The organism is Polaribacter litorisediminis, assembly GCF_019968605.1.
GTDB classification, from domain to species: Bacteria; Bacteroidota; Bacteroidia; order Flavobacteriales; family Flavobacteriaceae; genus Polaribacter; species Polaribacter litorisediminis.
Map to the genome: position 1 here is coordinate 206,029 of NZ_CP082966.1, position 25,104 is coordinate 231,132.

Genomic DNA, 25,104 nt, shown 5'->3' on the forward strand with positions numbered 1-25,104 from the left:
TAAGATACAAATTTATTCTTTAGTATCGGTGGCAATTCCAAAATAAATCCAAGTTGTATCGATTTTATAGGGGTTATTCATGGAATGATATTCTCCGGGTTCAATGGTTATACAGTCACCCGAAACTACGATGTTCTTTTTATTGTTTATCATAAAGTCGGCTTTACCAGATTGAATATAAAAAACTTCGGTCATGGTTTCGTGTTGATGGGTTGCTACCGTTTGGCCAGGCTTAAAAGTGGTAGTGCCGAACATCATTAAATTAGGGACGCTTCCCTTGCCTATAAAGACTTTCTTTTTGATATCTGTATTATGACTTACTCCAATTTCTGGAAGTAATTGAGTATGTGTTAGTTTCATTATAAAATGATGCTTTCAAAATTATGTAAAATCGCTAAAAAAAAAATGAATGCCATTTTTGTTAAAAGTAGGCATTTTAGATAAATTCTATCAGATGTTTTAGAAATCCTTTTCACACCAATTTATACGTACAATTTCGTGTACATAAATTGAATTATTTTTTGATTCATTGAAATTAAAAAAGAATTAGCGTAGCCTTCATTGCGATCATTTTTTTTAAAAAGTAAGCGAAAAAGGAAACGATTTATTACGGCATTAGATGTCTATAACGGTATCAGTCCCAATTTTATAGCATTGGGGCTTGTCATGTAAATACAAATTTTGTAAAAAAGAAATCAATTATAAAAACTTAGTTAACAATTAACTTTACCAATATTTTTAATGGATGGGGTACAACTTAATGGCAATCTATAATTCCTAAAAATAGTGCGGAGTATATTGAGATATTTATGGTATTTTCGACAAATGAAACAGGTGAAAATTGTGCCCCTCTTTTTTCTGGTAATATTCTTTTTATCTTGTAAAGAAGAAGTTCTGAAAAATGATGGGCTTCCGAATCAAAAAACTCAAGAAGAAAAATTTGTTCCTGTCGATTTTTCTCAATTTAAAAATCTTAACAATAAAGAACAGCTTCAACTATCAAAAAAAATACTTAACAAAAGAGCGATTAATAGTTCAGACAAATACAGGCTTTTTAATCTCAATAGATTTTTATATAGCAAGCTTAACGAACCCGATAGTGCTATTGGTGCTTGTAAAAAGATGTTAAATTTAGAGATTACCAAAGAGAGTGATGCCTATTTAGGTCATGTTAATTTTAGATTAGGCTTATATTTTAATCAAATAAATTTAAGAGATAGTGCTTTTTATTATTACAATATCGCAAAAAAACATTTTTTTAAGACAAAAGACAGTCTGCAATTGGGAGCCTCTTTTCTAAACATTGCATACATAGAATCTAATTTTGGAGATTATACAAAAAGTGATTCTTCGGCAGTAGCTTCTATAAAATTTATCAACGGAAAAAAAGCAACCACCACGGCATCTGCTTATAATATTTTAGCTATAAATTCAAAACAGAGATCAATCTATCAGGATGCCGTAAACTATTATAAAAAAGGGATTGCAATAACAACAAGGAAAAGCTCTAAGATTATTTATAAAAATAATTTGGCAAACGTTTATAAAGAATTTAAAGACTATTCTAAAGCTATTTTAATTCTTGAAAACTTGCTAAAGGATTCTATCGTTAATTTAAAAACAAAGGCAAGAGTTATAGATAATTTGGCATATATAAAATGGTTAAATAATGCTAATGAGCCGGTTGAAAAAGATTTATTATTTGCCAAATCCATTCGAATTCAAGAAAAAGACACATACGGACTTGCGGCAAGTTACACTCATTTATCAGATTTTTTTAAAGAAAAGGATACTGAAAAGGCTTTATTGTATGCAATGAAGATGTACGATGCTACAAAAGAATTAGTGAACCCAAAAGGGCAAATTGAAGCGATAGAAAAAATTACAGCTCTCGTAACACCCTTAAAAGCAATTAAATATTATGAAGAGAGTATTCGTTTAAGTGATAGTTTACAGAAAGTAGAAACCAATAGACAATATAAGTTTGCTAAAATTAAATATGATTACGAAGAAGAAGAGAAAAAAAAGCTAAAATTTAAAACACTTGCAACAGAAAACAAACTAATTGCAGAGCAAGAAAATAATCAAAAGAAAAATATTTTAATCATTACTGTTATTTTGGCTTCTAGCTTACTGTTTTTATTGTATCGAAGAAAACAGCAACACAAAAAACAAGTTTTACAGGAAAAATATAATACGGAAACCAGGATTGCTAAAAAATTACATGACGAATTAGGGAATGATATCTTTAAAATTCTTACTAAAGTTCAGGCTTCAACGTATAAACCAACGGATATTATAAACGATTTAGATAAAATATATCTCCAAACTCGAGCTATTTCTCATGAAAATGATACTATTGAAACAGGTGGAGATTTTGAAAATCATTTTAGAGAACTCGTAGCTAGTTATAATTCAGATACTTGTAAAATTATTCTAAAAGATTTGGCTTCTATAGAGTTAAATAAATTAGATAAAGAAAAGCAAATTGTAATTTATAGGGTGTTTAATGAGTTTTTTGTGAATATGAAAAAGCATAGCGAGGCTACTTTAGTTGTTGTTGCTTGCAAAAGAATAAAAAATGAGTATCAAATAATTTATTCGGATAATGGAGTTGGATTTAAAGAAAATAAAATTATTTATAAAAATGGACTCAAGAATACGAAAATCCGTATAAAGAATATGAATGGAACTCTTAATTTTGAAAATAATCCTATAAGAGGGATAAAAATTATTTTTAATTTTAAAAATTAAGAAGGTTTTAAAAAGGGCTAGTTAGAAGATTTTGATTTTTTTAACAGTGCTATAAGTCTCAATTTAAAGAGATTTCTTTAAACGAAGAACCTTATCATTTAATATTTTCTGATTTATCATTTAAAAATGATGGAAGCCTGAGAAGATTAAAATTCAGAAAAGATTTAATCCAAAAAATTCAGGTGATTTTCCTGATTTAAAAATAATTATTTTTTCAATCGAAGATAAATCGTATCGAATGCAGCACCTATATAGCAATCTGAAAATTCAGAGATATGTTTAGAAAAACAGCAACGGATTGCAAAAATTCAAAAAAGCAATTCATTCAATTTTTACTTCGGATGAGTTTTCTACTTCACCAGATTTAAACATGACCATTCATCTCAGAAAGTCTTTATAAATTGCAGATTGTAAGTTTTTTAAAATTTATTCAAAGATTTTCTTCAAAAAAAATAGTAAAAAATTAAAGCAAAACGGGGATTAAATTTTCAAGTATAAGTGTTGTAGAAAAAAGAGTAAGATTTTTTGAGAGTACATTTTTAGGTCAAAAATTCTACACATTTTGTGTCTATTGCTAAAAATTTAGGAGTTATTTAAGGGATTTTTTAATTTTTTTTGCCAGATTACGGAAATCCGTAAAGTTTTTCCATTTTTTGGGTTTAGTTTTGGCAAAAAAGAAATAATAGGAGGATAAAAAAACGAATATACAATATAATTTTAGAAATGTACTCAAAAAGTGGAAGCCCTCATAAAGTTAACGAAAGGAGTTCTTAATTTCGAAAATATACTAGGTAGAAGGTTAAAAGTTATTTTCATTTTTAAAAAGAAAAGATGTTTGAAAAAGTTTTAGTTGTAGAAGATTTTGATTTAATGAATAGTGGAATAGAAGCTGCTTTATATGAACTTTCCATAAGAGTAGTAGATTCTATTGCTTATTGTGATGAAGCTTTTTTAAAAATTAAAGAAGCGTCTTTAAAAGGAGAACCTTATCATTTAATAATTTCTGATTTATCATTTCAAAATGGTGGACCTCCGCAAAAATTAAAATGCGGAGAAGATTTCATTAAAAAAATACGCTATGATTTTCCTGATTTAAAAATAATTATTTTCTCAATAGAAGACGCATTGCATCGAATTCAGTATTTATATAACAATCTAAAAATTCAGGGATATGTTTGGAAAAATAGAAACGGATTGCAAGAACTCAAAAAAGCAGTGCATTCAATTTTTACTTCGGATGAGTTTTATGTTTCACCAGATTTAAACATGACCATTCATCCTAGAAAAGCTTTAGAAATTACAGATTTTGATGTTTTTTTAATTTTAAATTTATCCAAAGGTTTTCCTCAAGAAGAAATTAGTAAAAAATTAAAGCAAAACGGAATTAAACCTTCAAGTATAAGTGTTGTAGAAAAGAGGTTAAAATTTTTAAAAGGACATTTTAATGCCAAAAATCCTACACATTTAGTATCTATTGCCAAAGATTTAGGAGTTATTTAAAGAATTTTTGATTTTTTTTTTCAAATTACGGAAACCCGTAAAATTTTTCCATTTTTTGGGTTTAGTTTTGACATGAAAGAAATAAAAAAGGAAAGTAGCTAAAATACAATATCCTTTTAGAAAGAGACTCAAAAATACGAAAACCCTTTTAAAATCAACAAAAGGAGGTCTTAATTTCGAAAATAAACTTAGCTAAAGATTAAAAGTTATTTCATTTTTAAAAAGCAAAGATGTTTGAAAAAGTTTTAGTTGTAGAAGATTTTGATTTTATTAATAGCGGTATACAAGCGGCTTTAGATGAGATTTCCATGAAAGAAGTAGACTCTATTACGTATTGTGATGAAGCGTTCTATAAAATTAAAAAGGCTTCTTTAAACGGAGAGCCTTATCATTTAATGATTACTGATTTATCATTTCAAAATGATGGAACGCCACAAAAATTAAAATCTGGAGAAGAATTAATAGAAAAAGTACGCGAAGAATTTCCTGATTTAAAAATAATTGTTTTTTCAATCGAAGATAAATCGCATCGAATTCAGCATTTGCATAGCAATCTAAAAATTCAGGGATATGTTTGGAAAAATAGAAACGGACTGCAAGAACTCAAAAAAGCAATTCATTCAATTTTTACTTCGGATGAGTTTTATATTTCACCAGATTTAAACACTGCCATTCACCCTAGAAAAACTGTAGAAATTACAGAGTTTGATATTTTTATAATTGTAGGTTTATCTAAAGGTTTACTTCAAGAAGAAATTAGTAAAAAATTAAAGAAAAATGGAATTAAACCTTCCAGTAGAAGTGTTGTAGAAAAAAGATTAAGATTTCTGAAAGAACATTTTAATGCTAAAAACCCTGCGCATTTAGTTGCGATTGCTAAGGATTTTGGACTTATTTAAAATTTTTTTGGTTTTTTTTACCAAATTACGGAAACCCGTAAAGTTTTTCCATTTTTTGGATTTAGTTTTGCTGAAAGATAAATAGTAGTAAAGAAAATGAAATTTTTTAATCAATTACTAAAGAAATATTAGCCGAGATTTCTTTAGAAAAATTTAATAAAGATATAAATACTTATGATGTTCAAAGGTATTGAGCTCATAAAGTTTTTTAATAATATTATGGAAAAGAAGGATGTTGTTTTAAAACCTTACAGTGTTTGTAAGGTTTTAATTTTTATTGAATTGCTTTTCTGATAACAAAAATAATGGATACCAAGTATTTCAAATAGTATGAAATACATTTTTAAACGTTTATAAATTTAACTTCATTTATTATAATTGTCAGTTTTTTTCTTGTTGGGGGGCAAGCTTCAAAAAACTACATTATTTTATTTGAAGTTATTTTTTATTGCCTAGGATCAATAGCAATACTCATCTTTTTAGATTTGATGATATTCATACTGCAAAACCCAAAACGATTGGTAATTTTACCGTAACAAGCATAAATTCCTATTCCGTTTATTGGATATAAATGAACAACATCTGTAAAATGAACTGCATCAAAATAAAAACCATCTTGGTCTATAAAAGTGCTTAAACGCATGAGTTTTCCTTGTGAAGTTTTGTTAAATCTAGTAGTGACTAATTTACCATACAACAATATATTTTTATTAGAATAGGCTTCCATTTCTTTTGCTTTTGTATGGGGAAGAAATTCTTCGGTAACCAAAGAAAAATAATCGTGAATAGTAAACCCTAACAGTGCTATTTCATCATAAACATTTTCTAACCAATGGGTATGTAATGCTGGAATTTCAAATTTTTGATGTTGCAAGCGAAACAGCTTTTCTTGTGTTGTTTGATGTTTTATTTTTGTGGCATTCAATTTAAAAGTAGCTTGCCAAAGTAGCGCTGTTTTTGGTTTTAGTGTAAAACGGAACGCATCAATACGAATTAAAATGGTGAGTTGCTCTATCGAAATGGTTACTCGATCGATAAAATCATCCAAAGAAAAAAAAGCACCTTGTATTTGACGTTCTGTTAAAATTCGTTGAATCACCAAATCTTCTAAATTTTTTAGGTAACCAAAACCCAAATAAATAGTTTTTCCTTCTACGGTATTTGCATGATCGCTTTTGTTGATGCAAGGCAAGGCTATTTTTGCACCACACATTTTAGCTTCATGAATATAATGTTCAGCCGAATAAAAGCCACCACCATTATTTAAAACTGCGGTCATAAATTCAATAGGGTAGTAGCATTTTAAAAATAAACTCTGGTAACTTTCTACTGCGTAAGAGGCAGAATGTCCTTTTGCAAACGCGTAGCCTGCAAAACTTTTAATTTGATTCCACACTTCAAAAATTAATTCGTCTTGGTATTCTTTTTTTCTACAATTTGTAATAAATTTATGTTCAACGGCTTTAAATTCTTCTACAGAGCGGTACTTTCCGCTCATTCCTCTTCGTAAAACATCGGCTTCTCCCAAGGTTAAATCGGCAAACTGATTGGCAACTTTCATCACATCTTCTTGATAGACCATTACGCCGTAAGTTTCGGGCATAATTTGTAATAAAATAGGATGTGCTTCTTTTCTTTTTTCAGGAAAACGATGCCGTTTTATAAACTCCTCTTTCATTCCAGAACCCGACACGCCTGGCCTAATAATAGAACTTGCAGCAACCAAACCCAAATAATCTTGCGTTTGTAATTTTTGCATTAAGCCACGCATGGCAGGCGACTCTACATAATATGCACCAATAGCACCACCTGTTTTTAGCAAGTTGTTAATGTTTTTATCATTCTTAAAACGCTCCACATTGGTAATATCAATTTCAGGAGCTGTCGGATTATTTTCTTTGATAATTGCTAACGCATCTTTAATTTTTGCCAGACCCCGTTGTCCTAAAATATCAAATTTAAAAACACCTACATCATCAGCAATATTCATATCAAACTGAACGGTAGCAAAGCCTTTTGGAGGTAAATGAGTAGCGGAATAATAATGAATGGGTTTGTCTAAAATTAAAATACCGGCAGAATGAACACTCACATAATTCGGAAACCCTTCAATGAGTTTTCCGTATTTTAGAACCAGTTTAGAGATGTCGTCTAATTGTGTATCGGCAACTTTTTTGCTTAGTTTATCAATTTCTTCTTTTGGCAATCCAAATACTTTACCTAATTCGCGTACAACGGCTCTGTATTTAAAAGTATTATAGGTTGCTAATAAGGCAACATTGTCAAAACGATTAAAAATATATTGGGTTACTGTATTTCTATCTTTCCAAGAAAAATCAATATCAAAATCGGGTGGAGAAGCTCTAAACGGATTGATAAATCGTTCAAAATACAAGTCTAATTCAATAGGATCTACATCGGTAATGCCTATAATATAGGCTACAATACTATTGGCGCCACTTCCTCTACCTACATGAAAAAAGTTGTTTTCTTTCGCATAGCGGATGATATCATAATTGATTAAAAAGAAGGAGACAAATTTCAAATCGATAATTACTTTTAGTTCTTTTTGAAGTCGTGCCTTTACTTTTTCTGTAGGATTTTGGTAGCGTTTATGCATGTTATCATCACACAATTGTAGCAACATTTTACAATCTTCCTCAAAACTATTGCAATACAAATTCAGATTCTGATTTTTACGTTCATTGTTAAATCCGAAGTAGATTGTACAGTTTTGTAAGAGCTTTTTTGTGTTGGCTATGATATGGGGGAATTCTTTAAACGATTCTTCTAGTTTTTCTGTAGCATGCATGCTATCAGTGGCTAAGCATTCTTCGGTAGTGGGTAGTTTGCTTAATAATGTGTTGTTATCAATGGCTCGTAAAAGTCTGTGTGCATTAAAATCTTTCTTATTTCGGATGGTAACTTGTTGCTGAATGACCAATTTGTCTTTGTATTTTTTTAGATAAGAAAAACGGAGTTTATTAATTTCTGCAATCGAAATTCCGATACATTCGTTTTCAGCAAAAGAAGTTAAATTTAATTCCAGTACTTTTTCAAAAGGATAAATAATATAGGTGTTTTCTAACGTTTTGGGTTGATCCGGAATTTTAGTTTTAGCGGTTAAAAAAGAAGACAAATACCGATTGATGTTTTCAAAACCGTCATTATTTTTTGCGATAGCCACAAATTGCTGTGTGTTACCATTTCTAAAATCAATGCCGACAATCGGTTTTATATTAAATTTTTTAGCTTGCTGCACAAAATTCATACAAGCAGAGGTATTGTTGATGTCTGTAAGTGCAATACCATCGACATTATTTTCTACAGCAAGTTGCAATAAGGCAACTTCAGAGAAGGTACCATAACGCAATGAATAATAGCTATGACAATTTAAATACATACATGCGTTATTGTTTTCTATGCGCTAAAACCAGTGGAGGTTCGCCGTTAAACGGATTGCTAAATCTGCCAATCGATTTTGCGCCCATGGCGGATGCTCTCATAATACTCAATTCGCCATACTTATTCCGAACGGTGTCCATGGCGTTGTATAGCGATAATAGTTGTTCGGTATCATCAAAAAGATTTATTTGATAATTTCCGCTAACAAGGTCTGATACTTTTACACCGACCAATCGGATTAATAATCTTCGTTGATATAATTTTGTAAAGAGTTCTAAAACCTTAGGGATAATAATATGGTCTGCACTTGTATACGGAATTTTAAGTTGTTTGCTGTAGGTATTGAAATCTGAATAGCGAATTTTTACACTGATGGTTCCTGTTAATTTATCGCCTTTTCTTAATTGATAAGCCAAGTTTTCTGCCATGGCAAACAAGGTTGCTTTTAGTTTTACCATATCAATCGTGTCTTTATTATAGGTTCTTTCTGTAGATAAAGATTTACGTTCATGAAAAGCAATAATAGGCGGATTGTCAATTCCGTTTGCCCGTTTCCAAATTGTTTTTCCATTGGCACCTAAAACGCTGATCATCATTTCTAAAGGCATTTCTTGAATTACTTTTACTTTATCTACGCCAAGATTTCTTAAAATTTGATAGGTTTTATTTCCTACAGACGGAATTTTACGAATCGATAAGGGTGCTAAAAAATCTTTCTCAAAACCTACATTGATCAATAATTGATTGTTAGGTTTTGCTTCGCCAGTGGCAACTTTAGAAACTATTTTATTTTGAGACATTCCAAAAGAGATGGGCAATCCGCTTTCTTTAATAATTCGCTGACGCAATTCTGAAGCATATTTATAACTTCCAAAAAAAGCATCCATACCAGAAAGGTCGGCATAGAATTCATCAATACTAGCTTTTTCGAAAATGGGTACTTTTTCTTTGATGATTTCCGTAACAAGATTAGAGTATTTAGAATAGGTACTGGTATTGCCTCTAATGATAATAGCTTCTGGACACAATTTTTTGGCAATTTTCATAGACATCCCAGAGTGCACTCCAAAACGTCTCGTTTCGTAGCTACAAGCGGCAACAACCCCTCGGTCTCCTGTTCCGCCAACTAACAAGGGCTTTTTTTGCAACCTGCTATCAATCAAACGCTCACAAGAGACAAAAAAAGTATCCAAATCGAGATGTAAAATATTTTTTTTCACAGTGTAAAATTAGCTACAAATTCATACATTTGTTGCTTATTATTGTAGCAATATGAAAAATTTATCAAAAAACATCAAACATTTAAGATCTCTTAAAAAATTAACACAAGAAGCTTTAGCAGAAGAATTATTAGTAACAAGATCTAGAATAAGTTCTTACGAAGAAAATAGATCTTCACCAACTATTGAGTTTTTAGTGGCGTTTTCAGCGTATTTTAAAATCCCTATTGACATTATTATTAAAAATGATTTAACAAAGGCTAAAGATGTTTCTTTTATTGAAGTTGGTAATAAAAGAGTCTTGTTTCCGATTACCGTTGATAGTGAGAATGAGAATTTAATTGAAGTGATTTCGGCAAAAGCATCCGCAGGGTATTTATTGGGTTATGACGATCCTGAATATATAGAACAATTAGAAAAAATAAAGCTGCCTTTTTTACCTACCGGAAAACATAGGGCTTTCCCGATAAAAGGAGATTCTATGTTGCCCATGAAAGATGGCTCTTATGTGGTGGCAGAATTTGTGGAGGACATTAAAGAGGCAAAAAGTGGATGCTCTTATATTGTAGTTACTAAAGATGACGGAATGACGTACAAAAGAATCTACAATCAAGTAGAAGAAAAACAATCTTTTTTGTTAAAACCAGACAATACAAGTTATCAATCTTATGAGGTTCCTGTTACTGAAATCTTAGAGTTATGGAAATTTACATGTAGTATTAACACACAAGAATATGAAGAGCACGAATTAAAATTAAGTAGCATCATAGAAATGTTTCGTGGTTTAGGAGTAGAGTTGGAGGCTTTGAAAAAATCACTAATTTAAATTATAACTCTTAGATAAAGCTATTATGAACATACTTTTTCTAGTTTCATTTTCGCCGAAAAGTCGTTTTTGGGAATAATTATTTTACAATTTTAAACAATCATAAAAGAATATTAAATCAGTTTAGTATTTATGTTAAAACTGTACGTTTAAAAGGAATTATTCTTTTTAAATCAATATATTTGGGAACTTAAATTTTATGAGGTTTTAATGGAGCTATTCTATGTTAGATTTTATGTGTTATTGCTACTTCTTTTTTCATTAAAGGGAATATCTCAAGAGACTTTACCCATTTATCAAGATTATCTGTCGGATAATGTGTACCTATTACATCCATCAGCCGCTGGTATTGGTAACACAAGTAAGTTAAGGTTTACATCAAGACAACAATGGGCGGGTATTCCAGATGCACCTTCTTTGCAAACGTTAAGTTTTCATTCAAGGTTTGGAGAGTATTCTAATGGTGCTTATGGTCTTGTTTTGTTTAATGATAAAAACGGATTTCATTCTCAGAAAGGTTTTCAAGGAAGTTATGCTTATCATTTGCCTATGAGTGATGGTAAAATATTTAATCAGCTTTCTTTTGGTTTGGCATTTACACTTGTTCAGAACCAATCAGATCAAAGATCTTTTACAGGAGACGCTGCCGTATCTTCAATTATTGAAAGTACAAGTTACTACAATTCAGATTTTAGTGTTGCTTATCATTTACGCGGATTATCTTCTTATTTTACCATTAAAAATTTATTACTAACGCCTAAAAACAATTTAAATCTTCAAGAGCCTTTAGACTTAAGAAATTACATTGTATCCTTAGGATATTATTTTGACAAGAATCGTTTTGGGCAGGATTTATTTGTTCAATTTGAGCCTTCAATAATGTTACAATTTAAACAGGGAACAGGAGAACGTGTAGCTGATTTTAATTTAAAAGCATATAAAGACTTTTATAAAACGCAATTATGGGCGGCTATTTCATATAGAAGAAATTTTGATGTAAATGCCATAGAAAATGCCCAGTATTTAACACCAATAATAGGGATTAACTATAAAAATTTAATGTTTTCTTATACCTATACAAATCAAATGAATGAAACTGTTTTAACAAATTCAGGATTTCATCAAATCTCTTTAGGGATCAACTTATGGACAAGAGAGCCTAGAGCAGCAGGTTCTCCTAATCTTAATCAATTATGGTTTTGATCGTTTTTAAAAATCTCTTTCATCAATTTTTATAAACTTTTTTTCTTTAAGAATAAGCTTTTCTAAAACCCTTTTATTTTTATTGATGTAAAATTGATGTGTTCCTTTTTTATGATCCATATTTAATAATTGATATTTTTCTAAAATAGCGTTGGTTTGCTTTGCAACCGCTTGTCCAGAATCTATGATCTGTATTTTATTACCCACTATTTCTCTAATTTGAGGTATTAAATAGGGATAATGCGTACATCCTAAAACCAAACAATCTACTCCCTTTTTTAGCATAGGATTAAGGTATAGATGAAGTAGTTTTTTTATTTCTATAGAATCAATTTTGCCTTCTTCAATAAGTTCTACCAAGTCTTTACCAATAGCTTCTACAATTGTTATTTGTTTATTGATTGTCTTTGAAGTTTTTTCGAATAATTGGCTGTTTAAAGTCCCTTTTGTAGCGAGAATACCAATCTTATTTGTTTTTGTTTTTAGGGCAGCAGGTTTTATTGCGGGTTCTATGCCAATAAAAGGAATACTATAATTTGCTCTTAAAAAATTAATGGCATTTGTGGTGGCTGTGTTACAAGCAACAACAATTATTTTGCAATTTTTATTGATTAGAAAATCGGTGTTTTTAATCGATAAATTAATAATTTGTTGGCTACTTTTCTCACCATAAGGCGCGTGTTTACTATCAGAAAGATAGATGCTATTTTCGTGAGGTAAAAGTTCAGTAATTTCATTCCAGATAGAAGTGCCCCCAATACCCGAATCAAAAATACCAATAGGAAAATTGTTTGATTTCATATACCTGTAAAAATAAAAAAACCTACTTGAAAAAGTAGGTTTAAGATAATTTTAAAAAGGGTTTTTTTAGAATCCTAATTTAGCTTTTACTGCCGCATAAAGATCTTCTCCTTTTTTAACTAGTAATCCTTTACCCATAGATGCATCAAATACATATAAAATACTTTTACTAGCAGCAACCTCGTCTATTGCTTTTTGTGCTGTTTCAATGATTGGTTGTAACCCTTCAGCCTGTTTTTTCTGCATGTCTTGATAAGCAGTTTGTCTTAACTGCTCGTATCTTGCATTTTCTTGTTGTACCTCTTGCGCTCTAATTTCGTTAATCTCTTTAGTTTGCGAAGGTTGCTCTGCAGTATACTTTTTCATTTTGGCATCTAATTTCTTAGCCATTCCTTCAACTTCATCTTGGTAAGTTTTTCCTAACTTCTCAATATCTAACTTTAATTTTGTTGTTTGCGGCATTTCAGCTACTAGTTTTTCAAAGTCAATATGACCCATCTTTTGTGCATTTGCAACACCACCTAGCCCTAAAGTAAATACAGCAATTAATAGTAACGTTTTAAAATTCTTCATTTTTGTTTTAATTTAATTTAATTATTGTTCTTTGTTTAATTGTTTTCTTTTTGATTCGCTTTTTTTTCTTCTTCTTTTTTCTTTTTAGCAGCTTCTTGTTTTGCTCTTAATATTTTTCTTGCTTCTTCTCGTTGCTTTAAACGTTCTTTTCTTTTCTCTTGAATTATCTTTTGTTGTGCTTCTTTTTCTGCTATTTTTTTTGCTAAAGCTGCTGCTTTTTTGTTTTTGCTATCTTCAATTAGCTCTTTTTTATCAGCAATTGCTTCTTTCTGTGCTTCGGTTAACTCTTTTTTAGGAGTGTTTGTCTTGTTTCTTTTTTTATTTAATTGCTCCTTTTTTTGTTCTGATAATCTTGTTCTGTCTATGGTAGATAAAACGAGGTCGCTAATATCGTATTTTTTATTTGAATAGAGCATTACTAAATCACTAGATTTTTCAAAAACAAAATCGTATTTTTTTCTTGCTGCGATGCTTTGAATGGCATTATAAACTTGATCTTGAATTGGTTTTACTAATTGCTTTCTTACCAAAAAAAGATCACCATTTGAGCCAAAATACAGAGATTCTAATCTTCTTAACTCTTCTTGTTTAAGCGTAATTTCTTCCTCTTTTTCTTCAATTAAATCTTTCGTTAAAATTGCCTTTTCGTTTGCTAGATCAGATTTTAAAACTTCTATAAAGCGCGCCTGTTCGTCTAATTTTTTTCTCCATTTTGCAACTTTTGAGTCTAAGGTATTTTGTGCTTGTATGTATTCTGGAACATTTTCTAAAATATATTCCATATCTACATAGGCAATAATTTGACTTCTTTGTGACCAAGAAGATACACCGATAAATAAAAGAACGACTAATAAAAATATTTTTTTCATTTGTATATTGTATTTAGAAAAAACCGTGCCAAAAAAACTTTGACATCACAAATGTACAGTTTCTCTAGAATTGTCTTCCGATAATAAAATGTGTTTGCCAGCCAGATTTCTCAGTAAAACCAGGCAATGGGTCAAAACCATGTGCAAAGTCGATACCTAATAATCCAAAGGCAGGCATAAAGATTCTAACACCTACGCCCGCTGAACGTTTTAATTCAAACGGATTAAATGTGTCAAAATTGTCATAAGAATTACCTGCTTCTAAAAAACCTAAAGTATAAATCGAAGCAGAAGGCGCATCTGTAATAGAGTATCGCAATTCTAATTGGAATTTATTATAGATAGAACCTCCTTCTAAAGGAGATAATCTATTATTTTCATATCCTCTTAAACCTACAACTTCTCTACCATCTAATTGAAAAACGGCAATACCATCTCCACCAACAAAATATCTTTCAAAAGGAGATAGCCCTACTTCAGAATTATAAAAGCCTAAATAACCCATTTCTGCATTAGACATTAAAACTAATTTGTCTGTAAATGCGGTATACCATTTTCCTTTAAAACTTAATTTATAATATTCTAACCATTTATATTTTTCTGCAATTCTCGCGCTAGTTTCTGCTGCCGATAAACCACCAGGAATGGTATAATCTTTATCGTTTACCAAAGAATATGGAAAGGTTGCCTTTACGCCAATGGTAAATTCTGATCCATACGTTGGAAAAATTAAACTAGGTCCTGCAGAATTTCTGGTTAAAGTTGCGTTATAGGCTAAATTGTTTAAAGTACCATTATCTAAAATATCTGCACCAACTCTAAAGCCATAATCATTTAATTTAAAGCTCTGGTAACTTATGGTTTGTGATAATTGGAAATAATCATCGGGCCATTTTAAACGTTTTCCTAAACCGATAGAGGCTCCGATGATTCCTAAACTTCGATCTCTATCAACATCAAATGTTTGTGGATTTAATTGATATTGATTTGATGAATAGATAGAAAAGGACAAAGATTGAGGAGTTTTACCGCCCAACCAAGGTTCTGTAAACGAAAAACTATACGTACTAAAGGTTCTACTTGTTTGTAAACGTAGCGCTAAATTTTGACCATCTCCCATGGGTAACGGTTTATAAGCTTCTTTATTAAAGAGGTTTCTGATAGAAAAATTATTAAATGATAAACCTAAAGTACCAATAAAGGCACCACCACCGTAACCCCCTTGTAATTCTATTTGACTTCCTCCTTTTTCAATAACAGTAAAGTCGATGTCTGCAGTTTTATTTTGATAATCTGGAATTACATCTGGAGATACATTTTGATCAAAGAAACCTAATTGACCGATTTCTCTAATAGATCTTATGATATTGCTTCTACTAAATAAATCTCCTGGTTTTACACGTAATTCTCTAAAGATTACATGGTCATTTGTTTTGTCATTACCAGATACCGTTACTTTTCTAATTCTTGCTTTTTCATCTTCTCGAATTCTAATTTCTACAGTAATAGAATCATTTTCAACTTTTGTTTCTACTGCATTTACTTGCGAAAATAAAAATCCTGTATCTTGATACATGGTTGATAAATCTTCCGATGTTGGTGAACCATCACCTTTCACTCTTTCTTTTAAGACAGCTCCATTATAGACATCTCCTTTATCAATTCTTAAAACTGCCATTAATTGTTCGTCAGTATATTCTTTATTTCCGACAAATAAAATTTCTGCAAATCGATATTGTTTTCCTTCTTCTAAATCGATGTTTACATTAATTGTATTATCGTCATTCCAACTAATGCCTTCACTTAAAATACGTGCATCTCTATAACCAAGTCTGCTATATTTATCGAGAATAGCTTCTAAATCTTCTTGATAATCTTCTTCTATATATTTTGATCCTTTCCAAAAACGACCTATTAATTTTTCTTTGGTGTTTTTCATCGCTTTTCTGAGTTTTTTACCAGAAAGTGCTTGATTACCCGTAAAAACGATTTCTTTTACTTTTATTTTAGAACCCTTGTCAATATAAATATTCATATTAACAATATTAATATCCGAAGTATCTTTTTGAATATCTAAATTCACTTTTGTTTTTAGAAAACCTTTATCTGTGTATTTTTTTGTAAAATAGTTTTTGGTCGTTACAATTAAATTGTCTGTCACCATGGCGCCTAATTTTAATTCGGCTTCTTTTTTTAATTCTTTGGCTTTAGATTTTTTAATTCCGGTAATTTTTATCTCATTTAATTGAGGTAGTTCTTGTACATCAAATTGAAGATATACAGAGTTACCATCTAATTTGGCTAAATAAACATCTACATTGCTAAATTGTTTACTTTCGTATAGTTTTTTGATAGCACTCGTAAGTTTATCACCCGGTAATTTAATTACTTGACCATTTCTAAGACCCGTAAATACTTTTACTGTTTCTTCACTAAATTTCTTTAAACCCGTAACGGTAATACCCCCTAAAATGTACTCTTTTCCTCTTTCAAAGGAAGTGTTTGTTTTAGAAATAGTATCTTGTTTTGTTTGTGCATTTGCACTAAAAGTAAAAAATAGTGCAAATAGCACTACTGTTGCAGAAATTAATTTCATGTAAAACTTATTCTGTAATTTGTTCGCTTGTTTTTCCAAATCGTCTTTCTCTATTCTGGTACTCTATGATTGCATCATAGAAATGTTCTTGTCTAAAATCTGGCCAAAGTATCTCTGTAAAATACAATTCGGCATATGCTATTTGCCATAATAAGAAGTTACTAATGCGTTGTTCTCCACTAGTTCTTATCAATAAATCTACGTCGGGCAAATTAAATGTATATAAATGGTTATTTATAGTATTTTCGTCTATTTTTTCTAAATCGAGCTCTTTATTAACAACTTTTTTAGATATGTTTTTGAATGCGTTAACAATTTCTTCTCTTGAGCCATAGCTCAGCGCAAAAGTTAGCACAATATCCGTGTTGTTTTTAGTTTTATAAATAACATCATTTAAAACATTTTGAGCATTTTTTGGTAAATTTTCTATAGATCCAATAGAATTTACTTTGACTCCATTTTTCATGAAGTCTGGCAGTTCTTTTTTTAATGAATTAATTAGTAAACTCATTAATGCATCCACTTCTAATTTAGGGCGATTCCAGTTTTCTGTAGAAAAGGCATATAAAGTAATGGCTTCTACATTTATTTGAGAGGCTGCTTTTACAGATTCTCTAACTGCAGTGAGTGCATTTCTGTGGCCAAAAATTCTACTCATGCCTCTACCTTTAGCCCAGCGCCCATTACCATCCATAATAATGGCAACGTGTTTAGGAACTCTCTGTAGATCGATAAGTAATTTTTTATCCATATGCTAAAATCCTTTTGTGTAACAAGGAGGTCTACCAAATGTGTAGATTAGAGACACTCCTGTAAACATGTACCAATCGCTATTATTACCTCCAAAATCTAAACTAGGAATTGTGTTTGTAGTATAATCTAAATCGTCATCAAAAGTATATCTAAATTTTGTTTCTACCGCAAAGGCGATGGGCCCAGTTAATTTAGATTTAAGTCCGATGCCAAAAGGTATCGCGAAAGAAGTTTTAGTGCCAAGTTCGTATTGATTTGCCAAGGTTTCTCTGGTAACATAATTATAGTTAAAGGCAGCCAATTCTATCAAGATATAGGGAGTCCAATATTTATCATCAGAAGAGATGTCGTACTCATAAAAATTATATTCTATACCTAGTGCCAATTCGTTTATTGTATTTGAGAATTTATAACCAATATTATTTGGTCCTCTAGTTCTTCTGTAATCTGTGTCTGCATCTAAATCATCTCCTTTTATAGGTAAATAACTATAAGTTGCTCTTACTGCTATTCTAGGATTCCAATTATATTTAAAAAAAATAGCACCAGCCATGGTATTTGGATATATATAATTGGTTCTGCCAATATCCCCAACATAATTAGAGCCTCCAATAAATACGCCAGCTTCATATTCTTGCCCTAACAAAATGCTAGAGATGCTTATAAAAATGAGTAATGATATTTTTGTTTTCATCCTAAAAATAGCGAGCAAATATAAGGTTTTCCATTTGCTTTTTAAAGTTAATATTTAGTCTTTTTTGAATAACTATTATTTTAGAGATTTATTGCATTTTGAACGTTAAAGATTGGTTTCATTTCTGGTATCTTCTCCCCACAATAATTTAGTGCGAAGCGTTTTTAGAAAAGATTGATTGTTTGGAATGATACTCTGAATGGTAAAGGTTGCTTTTTTAATAGAAACTAGCGTGTTCTTAGGTACGGTTGTAATTCTAGAATCTAATGAAATTAAAAAATCTTTTTCTCTAGAATCTATGGTTAGTTGAATAGTAGTTTCATCAGAGATTACCATGGGTCTTGCGTTTAAGTTGTGAGGTGCAATTGGTGTAATAATTAAGTTTTTAGAGTCTGGAGAAATTACAGGACCGTTGCAGCTTAAAGAATATCCTGTTGAACCCGTAGGAGTGGCTATAATTAAACCATCTGCCCAATAATTAGTTAGATATTCGTTGTTTAAACTAGTTCTAACACCAATCATAGAAGTTGTGTTTTTTCTGGCAATAGTCACTTCATTTAAGGCAAAATTAAGTTCTTCAAATTTAGCGGTTTTTGGTGAAGTTTTTACAGCTAGTAAAGTTCTTTCTTGAATAGAGTATTCACCATTTAAAATCAAGGCAATGCTTTCTTTAATGGTTCTTTTGTTGATAGTTGCTAAGAATCCTAATCGACCCGTATTGATTCCTAAAATAGGAATGTCTAAATTTCTGATATAGGTTACAGCTCTTAAAATGGTGCCATCTCCACCTAAAGTGAAGAGTACATCAAAAGAATTATTTAAATCAGAAAAATGAGAAAAAGTTGGATATTTTTTAGCTAAAATATTACCTGCTACTAATAAATTATAAAATTCTTGTTCAATAAAAATATCGATATTATTTTCATGAAGTACCTCCAATAAAATTTGAATTTCTTTTTCTGCAGAAATGGAATAAGATTGACCGTAAATTGCAACTTTCTTCATTTTGTTTTAGATTTTACTATTTTAAAAATACACAAGTTGGTTTTTAATATAACCAATTGAAATGGCTACATTTCTAAGTATTTTTGTAAGTATTCAGATCTATTTTTTAAATCTTCTAGGTAGATATCATTTTCGTGCATAGAAATAACTTTATAATTATAACGTCTAAAGGTATGCATCATTTCATTAATTTCTTTCGTTACAATTTTTAAGGTTATTTGCACAAAGTCGCTCCTTTTTTCTGAAATATACAAGCCTAATAATTGCCCGCCATTAGATTCTACAATCTGTGCTACTTCACTCATAGAATAATCATCTTCTAATTTTTCTATAATTAAAGTTTCACTTTCTTCAATCATAAAAGGGCTTGTAGAAAAAGCGTCTAAAACATCTCGTAAATCATAATAACCAATATAATTTTTATCATCATTTATCACAGGGATTATGGTGGTGTCGTTATCAGCAAAAATTTTTAACAATTCTAAAACAGTTGCTTTTTCATCCGCAAAAAAAGAATTTAATAAATGTACATAATTTACTAGCTTATTTTCTTTATGTTCTATAGTTTGTAGATCATTTTCAGCAAAAGACCCTAGTAGTTTTCCGTTTTCAATTAATGGAAAATGTGTTATAGGATAATTTTTAAACAGTTTTTGAGCACTCTTTACAGTGTTTTTAAGTGTTAATGCTTTAATTTCTTTTAGGATGTAATCGTTTATGTTCATTCTGCACGAATATAGGATAAAATGATTAAATGAATTATCTTTGCCAGCTAATTTTATACAATGACAAAGTTAAGCGTAAATATTAATAAAATTGCAACTTTACGAAATTCTAGAGGAGGTAATGTACCTAATTTATTAAAAGTAGCAGCAGATATTGAAGATTTTGGGGCACAGGGAATTACCATACACCCAAGGCCAGACGAACGTCATATTCGGTATCAAGATGCTAGAGATTTAAAAAATACGGTAAGTACAGAATTTAATATCGAAGGCAATCCGATACAATCTTTTATGGATTTAGTGTTAGAAATAAAGCCAACCCAAGTTACTTTAGTGCCAGATGCTGTAGATGCAATTACCTCAAATGCAGGATGGGATACCATTACACATCAATCTTTTTTACAAGAGGTTATCAAAGAATTTCAAAACAACGGAATTAGAACTTCTATTTTTATTGATACCGATGTAAACTTGATAGAAGCCGCGGCAAAAACAGGGACCGATAGAATAGAATTATACACAGAATATTTTGCTAGTGAGTTTGATAAAGGCAATAAAAATGCTGTAAAACCCTATACCGAAGCAGCTATTTTAGCACACAAATTAGGATTAGGAATTAACGCAGGGCATGATTTAAGCTTGGATAATATCAAATTTTTTAAAGAGAACATTCCTAATTTAGCCGAAGTTTCTATTGGACATGCATTGATTGCAGAAAGTTTGTATTTAGGATTAGAGAATGTCGTAAACATGTATTTACATCGACTAAAATAAAAATCCCATCCTAACCTTCCCAAAGGGAAGGAACAAAAATCAAAAAAATAGAAATGAATAATAAATTAAATTCAGATCAAAAAAAACACAACAGTTCCCCTCTTTTGGAGGGGTTCGGGGAGGCTCTACATTCAAAAATTTTAGGAGAAGGAAAGCCTTTATTAATCTTACATGGTTATTTTGGTGCAAGCGATAATTGGAAAACGTTAGGAAATCAATTTGCTGATAATTTTCAAGTTCACTTAATAGATCAAAGAAACCACGGACGTAGTTTTCATTCTGATGAATTTAGTTATGAGCTTTTAGTGAATGATCTCTACAATTATATTCAATATCATCACTTAGAAAATATATATTTAATGGGGCATTCTATGGGCGGAAAAACTGCGATGCTGTTTGCTGTTACTTATCCAGATTTAGTGGATAAATTAATCGTTGTAGATATTTCACCAAAAGAATATAAACCACATCATCATACAATTTTAGCAGGCTTAAATTCGGTCGATTTCTCAAAACAAAATTCAAGAAAGTTGGTAGATGCACAAATTGCAAAATACATTCCAGAAGTTGGGGTTCGCCAGTTTTTATTAAAGAATGTATATTGGAAAGAAAAAGGAGTTTTAGACTATCGTTTTAATCTTAAATCGCTAACAGATAATAACCCAGAAGTTGGCAAGCCATTGCCGAAAAACGCAAGATTTACAAAAGAAACATTGTTTTTAAAAGGTGAAAAATCGGGGTATATTATTCCTTCTGAATACGCGATTATTGATGCTCATTTCCCTCAAAATAAAATTGTAGAAATTAAGAATGCAGGCCATTGGTTGCATGCAGAAAATCCGAAGCAATTTTATAAAGAAGTTTGTGAGTTTTTAGGGGAATCTTCTTGAATCGTTTAAATTTACTTTTTTCAATTATTAAAAAAGGAGTAATTTTATAACCAAATAGCATGAAAAAAATTATATACTATTTTTTGTTTGTTCCTTTTTGTCTTGCTGCGCAAATTAATGAAAGTGATACGCTTAACCTAAGAGCTAACCTTTCTTTAACAGGTTTTTGGCAAGGCGGAAATGTAGAAACTTTAATTTTTAGGGCAAAATCAGAAGTTAGTTTTAAGCCTTCAAAAAAAATGGTTTTCAAAACGATGAACTCATATGTGTATCAAGCATTCGGAAAAACAAAGGCCGACGAAGATATTTTAAGTCTTAACTTTTTATACTTTAATCCAAAGAGGAAATTGTATCCCTTAGTATTGGGTTTTGTGAGTACCAATTTTAGAAGAGAAATTAATTTGAGGTCTCTTTTAGGGGTTGGCGTTACGTATCAAGTTTTAGAAAATAAGGAGTATTGGCTTAAGTTTTCGATTTCAAGTGAATATGAACAAACAAAATTTGATAAAACAAGATTTAATATTTCCGAATATAATGGGAACCAATCAATCAATACCTTTCGGAGTACTTTTTGGGTAAATGGAAAGTATAACTTGTTTAAGAAAAAAGTAATTATCAATCATGAAATTTATTTTCAACCTTCTTTAGAGCAGCGTGATAATTTTCGCTGGCAAGCAGATGTAGGTTTAGAACTGCCTGTTTGGAAGTTCTTAAATTTTAAAATAAATTACCGACATACTTTTGAAAGTATCGTTATTGAAAGTCAAAAACAAGAAGATGGTATGATGTCTTTTGGCTTTACCTTAAAAAGTTATTGATGAGGATTTTATCATTTTTGATGTTTTAAGTCCATTTATTTACACAAGATTTAAAATTAAATGGATGTTAGGTTCTGTTGCTTAAAATCATATATTTCTGTAAGTTAAACTATAAATTGCCATCAACTTAAAATAGGTGCTAAGTTGTTGATACAGTATTATTTAAAAAATGAACTACACATTACAATAAAATTACACGCCATTATTTTCTTAACCTATTAATAATTTCTTCTAATACACTTACTTTCATGGGCTTTGTAATAAAATCTGAAATTTCAGCATATTGCTTAGAACGTTCAAGATCTATCGGGTCTATAGAAGAGGTAACCATAAAAATAGTAATTTTCTTTTTGATGGCTTTATGTATGTTCATGTATTCATCCATAAACTGAAAACCATCCATAATTGGCATGTTAATATCTAAAAAAATAAGATCGGGCAGATTTTCGGGTATTTCTTTGTTTTTATTTATAAACTCATAAGCTTCTTCGCCATCAGCAAATGTTATAACATTATCTGCTAATTTCTTTTTATTCAAGACTCCTTGCATAAAGAATTTATAAACCCCGTCGTCGTCTATAAAACAGATGCTATATTTTTGTTGCATAATTTTAATTTTAAAATAGTATGGTAAACGTTGTTCCTTTATCTACTTCGCTGGTGCAAGTGATTGTTCCTTTTAAAGATGTAATTTGATTTTTTAGAATATACAAACCAACACCTTTTGAGTCTTTATGTCGATGGAAAACTTTATTGAGTCCAAATAATTTATGACCATGTCTTTTCAAATCAATGCCAAGGCCATTATCTGTAACTATTAATTGAGTTCTACCTTCTTTTATCGAAGTTTTTATTTCTATTCTTGGTGTTCTTTCTGGTGATGCGTATCGCAAAGAATTACTAATCAAATTAAAAATGATACTTTCTAAATAAGGTTCATTATATTTTATGGTATCTGTCGCAGAGAAATCTGTGTAAATTACTGCCTTTTTTTTAAGGATCTCTTCGGATATTACTTCTTCTATTTTCTTTAATATTTTACTAAAAGATAACGTTTTGGTTTCTATTTCAGATCCTTTTTTTCCTCGTATTTTTATGGCTTCAATTAAAGTATTAAGCGTTTCAGATAAATGAGCAATTACAGTTTTGAATTTATCAAATATAAATTTTTTCTCTTCTGGCGTATCACATAGATCATAAAACTCTAATAAAGAACTTAAATTAGCAACGGGGGCTCTTAAGTTATGTGAGGCAATTTGAGCAAAATTTGCCAATTGTTGGTTTTGTTCTGTAACTTTTGTAATGTCTGCACCTACTGCCAAAAAAGCAACGATATCGCCATTATCATTTTTGATGGCATTCATATTAAGTTGCACATAAAAGTAACTTCCGTCTTTTCTTATATACGTCCATTCTCTGGAATCTTCTTTGCCTTCTTTTGCTAGTTTGGTAAAGATGTCAATACCACTAATTTCTTCGTTGTATTCTATAGAAAGTTCTTTTCCTCTTTTTCTAACTTCTTCTTTATTATGAAATATGGCAGGTGTTTTTTTATTGATTAATTCTTCACTTTTATATCCTAACAACGTTTCTGCACCTTCATTAAAATAGGTAATAATACCATTTGTATCTGTTCGTATAATTGAAATGGTCACTGAATTAAAAATAGCGCTCAACTCTTCATTTACGTTCTTTAATTTAATTTGTGCTGTTTTAACAGTATTAATATCTTGAAAAGTTCCGTACATTCTAACGCATTCGCCGTTTACAAATTCAGGCTGACCAATGGTTCTAATCCATATTAGATTTCCTTTTCCTGTTACTATCTGTAATTCCTCGTCCCAAGAAGTGTTGTTTTTAATAGAATTAGCCACAACCTCTTTAATTTTATCTCTGCTGTAACCTTCTCGGTAGAAATCTATTCCGGTTTCTAATTCGGGAACAAAGTCATCATCAGTATCATGAATTTCTCTGGTTACTTTACTCCAAAAAACATTTTGATTTACTAAATCGAGTTCCCAGGTTCCAATTCGTGCTATTGAGTTTGTTCTTTCTAAAATTTCCTCAACCGTTTTTTTATCTTCTTCTTTTTGTTTTACTTTTTTTTTGAATTTTTCTAATTCAATATTTAAAGAAGTTAGTTCCTTATTTTTTCTAAATATGGGTAAAAACATAAAGAAAATCATGCCTAAAAGTAAAAAGGATGTTAGCGTGATAAAAAAGTATTGCATTTTTTTTAGAAAGATTAATTTTCTTTCAGAAATTTGTTGATACTCATTTACGATGGCATCCATTGTTTTTAAAAACGGAGCTTCGTTACTTTTAACAGTTTCTAAAAATTGATTAAAAACAGCTTTATTTTCTGGGTTTTCTATGAATTTGTAAGAAGAATTAATAATTTTATTAAAATAAGATGTGTTTTTTTTAAAAAGAAGATCTATAGATTCATCATTATAGTTTAATCTATTTTTTTCCTTAAGATACGTGTCGGCTTTTTTAAAACTATCGACAACCTTTTTTAAGGGTTCAATATTTTTAATAAAAGAAGGAGTGTTTTTTGCTTCATTAGCGTATAACGCCATTTTGGTAATCTGCTGGCTATACATTCTCTGTTTGCCTGCAACGTTTATCGTTTTTGCATCAGAACTTTGTATAGAAATAGCATTTTCAATGATTATTTGACCAGAAATAATGATCAAAATAAAAATAATAATTAATATTCTAAATTTGTTATTTAACAATATTAGGGGGTTGGAGTTAAACTAAAATTATAATTTTCGCTACTATATACTCGTTGCC

21 protein-coding genes are annotated in these 25,104 nt (G+C 30.3%); 8 read left to right on the plus strand and 13 right to left on the minus strand.

The window, feature by feature from the left end; genetic code table 11:
- Positions 1 to 12: 12 nt before the first annotated feature.
- The gene (locus K8354_RS00840; RefSeq protein WP_223444669.1) at positions 13 to 360 is read right to left on the minus strand and encodes a cupin domain-containing protein; all 348 of its coding nucleotides are present in this window, start codon (positions 358 to 360) and stop codon (positions 13 to 15) included.
- Positions 361 to 825: 465 nt separating this feature from the next.
- Here K8354_RS00840 and K8354_RS00845 point away from each other — a divergent pair, with 465 nt between their 5' ends.
- The 3 genes from K8354_RS00845 (at position 826) to K8354_RS00855 (ending at position 5,153) form a co-directional block, all read left to right on the plus strand.
- The gene (locus K8354_RS00845; RefSeq protein WP_223444671.1) at positions 826 to 2,754 is read left to right on the plus strand and encodes a sensor histidine kinase; all 1,929 of its coding nucleotides are present in this window, start codon (positions 826 to 828) and stop codon (positions 2,752 to 2,754) included.
- Between the two features lie 831 nt (positions 2,755 to 3,585).
- Complete coding sequence (locus K8354_RS00850; RefSeq protein WP_223444673.1) at positions 3,586 to 4,254, plus strand: response regulator; 669 nt, start codon at positions 3,586 to 3,588, stop codon at positions 4,252 to 4,254.
- Between the two features lie 230 nt (positions 4,255 to 4,484).
- Positions 4,485 to 5,153 (plus strand): helix-turn-helix domain-containing protein, encoded by a 669-nt coding sequence (locus K8354_RS00855; protein WP_223444675.1) that lies wholly within the window; start codon positions 4,485 to 4,487, stop codon positions 5,151 to 5,153.
- Between the two features lie 445 nt (positions 5,154 to 5,598).
- Here the strand turns inward: K8354_RS00855 and K8354_RS00860 are convergent, their stop codons facing one another.
- Both K8354_RS00860 and dinB read right to left on the minus strand, forming a co-directional pair.
- The gene (locus tag K8354_RS00860) at positions 5,599 to 8,556 is read right to left on the minus strand and encodes a DNA polymerase III subunit alpha (RefSeq protein WP_223444677.1); all 2,958 of its coding nucleotides are present in this window, start codon (positions 8,554 to 8,556) and stop codon (positions 5,599 to 5,601) included.
- Positions 8,557 to 8,563: 7 nt separating this feature from the next.
- Positions 8,564 to 9,778, minus strand: coding sequence for a DNA polymerase IV (gene dinB / locus K8354_RS00865; protein WP_223444679.1), 1,215 nt, complete (start codon positions 9,776 to 9,778; stop codon positions 8,564 to 8,566).
- A 52-nt stretch (positions 9,779 to 9,830) separates the two neighbouring features.
- On the opposite strand from dinB, the gene K8354_RS00870 reads away from it, so the two are divergent.
- Positions 9,831 to 10,604, plus strand: a complete 774-nt coding sequence (locus K8354_RS00870; RefSeq protein ID WP_223444681.1) for an XRE family transcriptional regulator — start codon at positions 9,831 to 9,833, stop codon at positions 10,602 to 10,604.
- Between the two features lie 210 nt (positions 10,605 to 10,814).
- The gene (locus K8354_RS00875) at positions 10,815 to 11,807 is read left to right on the plus strand and encodes a PorP/SprF family type IX secretion system membrane protein (protein WP_223444682.1); all 993 of its coding nucleotides are present in this window, start codon (positions 10,815 to 10,817) and stop codon (positions 11,805 to 11,807) included.
- Positions 11,808 to 11,813: 6 nt separating this feature from the next.
- Here K8354_RS00875 and murI read toward each other — a convergent pair whose 3' ends face one another.
- The 8 genes from murI to K8354_RS00915 form a co-directional block, all read right to left on the minus strand.
- The gene (gene murI, locus K8354_RS00880) at positions 11,814 to 12,608 is read right to left on the minus strand and encodes a glutamate racemase (protein WP_223444683.1); all 795 of its coding nucleotides are present in this window, start codon (positions 12,606 to 12,608) and stop codon (positions 11,814 to 11,816) included.
- A gap of 66 nt (positions 12,609 to 12,674) precedes the next feature.
- The gene (locus K8354_RS00885) at positions 12,675 to 13,181 is read right to left on the minus strand and encodes an OmpH/Skp family outer membrane protein (protein ID WP_223444684.1); all 507 of its coding nucleotides are present in this window, start codon (positions 13,179 to 13,181) and stop codon (positions 12,675 to 12,677) included.
- A 35-nt stretch (positions 13,182 to 13,216) separates the two neighbouring features.
- Positions 13,217 to 14,050, minus strand: coding sequence for an OmpH/Skp family outer membrane protein (locus tag K8354_RS00890; protein ID WP_223444685.1), 834 nt, complete (start codon positions 14,048 to 14,050; stop codon positions 13,217 to 13,219).
- 64 nt (positions 14,051 to 14,114) lie between these two features.
- The gene (gene bamA / locus K8354_RS00895; RefSeq protein ID WP_223444686.1) at positions 14,115 to 16,646 is read right to left on the minus strand and encodes an outer membrane protein assembly factor BamA; all 2,532 of its coding nucleotides are present in this window, start codon (positions 16,644 to 16,646) and stop codon (positions 14,115 to 14,117) included.
- Positions 16,647 to 16,653: 7 nt separating this feature from the next.
- Positions 16,654 to 17,397: an undecaprenyl pyrophosphate synthase gene (gene uppS / locus K8354_RS00900; protein ID WP_223444688.1), complete on the minus strand. Its 744-nt coding sequence runs from the start codon at positions 17,395 to 17,397 to the stop codon at positions 16,654 to 16,656.
- Between the two features lie 3 nt (positions 17,398 to 17,400).
- Positions 17,401 to 18,093, minus strand: a complete 693-nt coding sequence (gene porG / locus K8354_RS00905; protein ID WP_223444691.1) for a type IX secretion system protein PorG — start codon at positions 18,091 to 18,093, stop codon at positions 17,401 to 17,403.
- A gap of 105 nt (positions 18,094 to 18,198) precedes the next feature.
- On the minus strand, positions 18,199 to 19,098 hold the full coding sequence (locus K8354_RS00910) for an NAD kinase (protein ID WP_223444693.1): 900 nt from the start codon (positions 19,096 to 19,098) through the stop codon (positions 18,199 to 18,201).
- A 65-nt stretch (positions 19,099 to 19,163) separates the two neighbouring features.
- The gene (locus K8354_RS00915; RefSeq protein WP_223444695.1) at positions 19,164 to 19,823 is read right to left on the minus strand and encodes a CBS domain-containing protein; all 660 of its coding nucleotides are present in this window, start codon (positions 19,821 to 19,823) and stop codon (positions 19,164 to 19,166) included.
- A gap of 60 nt (positions 19,824 to 19,883) precedes the next feature.
- Here K8354_RS00915 and K8354_RS00920 point away from each other — a divergent pair, with 60 nt between their 5' ends.
- The 3 genes from K8354_RS00920 to K8354_RS00930 are packed head-to-tail and all read left to right on the plus strand — an operon-like array spanning position 19,884 to position 22,305.
- A complete protein-coding gene (locus K8354_RS00920) occupies positions 19,884 to 20,597 on the plus strand; it encodes a pyridoxine 5'-phosphate synthase (protein ID WP_223444698.1) in 714 nt (237 codons plus the stop codon).
- 53 nt (positions 20,598 to 20,650) lie between these two features.
- Positions 20,651 to 21,487 (plus strand): alpha/beta fold hydrolase, encoded by an 837-nt coding sequence (locus K8354_RS00925; protein WP_223444699.1) that lies wholly within the window; start codon positions 20,651 to 20,653, stop codon positions 21,485 to 21,487.
- A gap of 59 nt (positions 21,488 to 21,546) precedes the next feature.
- On the plus strand, positions 21,547 to 22,305 hold the full coding sequence (locus K8354_RS00930; protein ID WP_223444700.1) for a DUF481 domain-containing protein: 759 nt from the start codon (positions 21,547 to 21,549) through the stop codon (positions 22,303 to 22,305).
- A 202-nt stretch (positions 22,306 to 22,507) separates the two neighbouring features.
- On the opposite strand, the gene K8354_RS00935 is transcribed toward K8354_RS00930, so the two are convergent.
- Entirely contained in the window at positions 22,508 to 22,912 is a 405-nt protein-coding gene (locus K8354_RS00935) for a response regulator (protein ID WP_223444701.1), read from the minus strand.
- 10 nt (positions 22,913 to 22,922) lie between these two features.
- Positions 22,923 to 25,046, minus strand: a complete 2,124-nt coding sequence (locus K8354_RS00940; RefSeq protein ID WP_223444702.1) for a PAS domain S-box protein — start codon at positions 25,044 to 25,046, stop codon at positions 22,923 to 22,925.
- Positions 25,047 to 25,104: the final 58 nt, after the last annotated feature.

Excerpts from the sequence above, each read along its gene's own strand:
- K8354_RS00920 (WP_223444698.1), top strand. The coding sequence starts at position 19,884 with ATGACAAAGTTAAGCGTAAATATTAATAAAATTGCAACTTTACGAAAT.
- K8354_RS00860 (WP_223444677.1), bottom strand. The coding sequence starts at position 8,556 with ATGTATTTAAATTGTCATAGCTATTATTCATTGCGTTATGGTACCTTC.
- bamA (WP_223444686.1), bottom strand. The coding sequence starts at position 16,646 with ATGAAATTAATTTCTGCAACAGTAGTGCTATTTGCACTATTTTTTACT.
- K8354_RS00870 (WP_223444681.1), top strand. The coding sequence starts at position 9,831 with ATGAAAAATTTATCAAAAAACATCAAACATTTAAGATCTCTTAAAAAA.
- K8354_RS00845 (WP_223444671.1), top strand. The coding sequence starts at position 826 with ATGAAACAGGTGAAAATTGTGCCCCTCTTTTTTCTGGTAATATTCTTT.
- K8354_RS00840 (WP_223444669.1), bottom strand. The coding sequence starts at position 360 with ATGAAACTAACACATACTCAATTACTTCCAGAAATTGGAGTAAGTCAT.
- K8354_RS00935 (WP_223444701.1), bottom strand. The coding sequence starts at position 22,912 with ATGCAACAAAAATATAGCATCTGTTTTATAGACGACGACGGGGTTTAT.
- murI (WP_223444683.1), bottom strand. The coding sequence starts at position 12,608 with ATGAAATCAAACAATTTTCCTATTGGTATTTTTGATTCGGGTATTGGG.
- K8354_RS00875 (WP_223444682.1), top strand. The coding sequence starts at position 10,815 with ATGGAGCTATTCTATGTTAGATTTTATGTGTTATTGCTACTTCTTTTT.
- K8354_RS00930 (WP_223444700.1), top strand. The coding sequence starts at position 21,547 with ATGAAAAAAATTATATACTATTTTTTGTTTGTTCCTTTTTGTCTTGCT.
- K8354_RS00855 (WP_223444675.1), top strand. The coding sequence starts at position 4,485 with ATGTTTGAAAAAGTTTTAGTTGTAGAAGATTTTGATTTTATTAATAGC.
- K8354_RS00925 (WP_223444699.1), top strand. The coding sequence starts at position 20,651 with ATGAATAATAAATTAAATTCAGATCAAAAAAAACACAACAGTTCCCCT.
- uppS (WP_223444688.1), bottom strand. The coding sequence starts at position 17,397 with ATGGATAAAAAATTACTTATCGATCTACAGAGAGTTCCTAAACACGTT.
- K8354_RS00915 (WP_223444695.1), bottom strand. The coding sequence starts at position 19,823 with ATGAACATAAACGATTACATCCTAAAAGAAATTAAAGCATTAACACTT.
- porG (WP_223444691.1), bottom strand. The coding sequence starts at position 18,093 with ATGAAAACAAAAATATCATTACTCATTTTTATAAGCATCTCTAGCATT.
- K8354_RS00890 (WP_223444685.1), bottom strand. The coding sequence starts at position 14,050 with ATGAAAAAAATATTTTTATTAGTCGTTCTTTTATTTATCGGTGTATCT.
- K8354_RS00850 (WP_223444673.1), top strand. The coding sequence starts at position 3,586 with ATGTTTGAAAAAGTTTTAGTTGTAGAAGATTTTGATTTAATGAATAGT.
- K8354_RS00910 (WP_223444693.1), bottom strand. The coding sequence starts at position 19,098 with ATGAAGAAAGTTGCAATTTACGGTCAATCTTATTCCATTTCTGCAGAA.
- K8354_RS00885 (WP_223444684.1), bottom strand. The coding sequence starts at position 13,181 with ATGAAGAATTTTAAAACGTTACTATTAATTGCTGTATTTACTTTAGGG.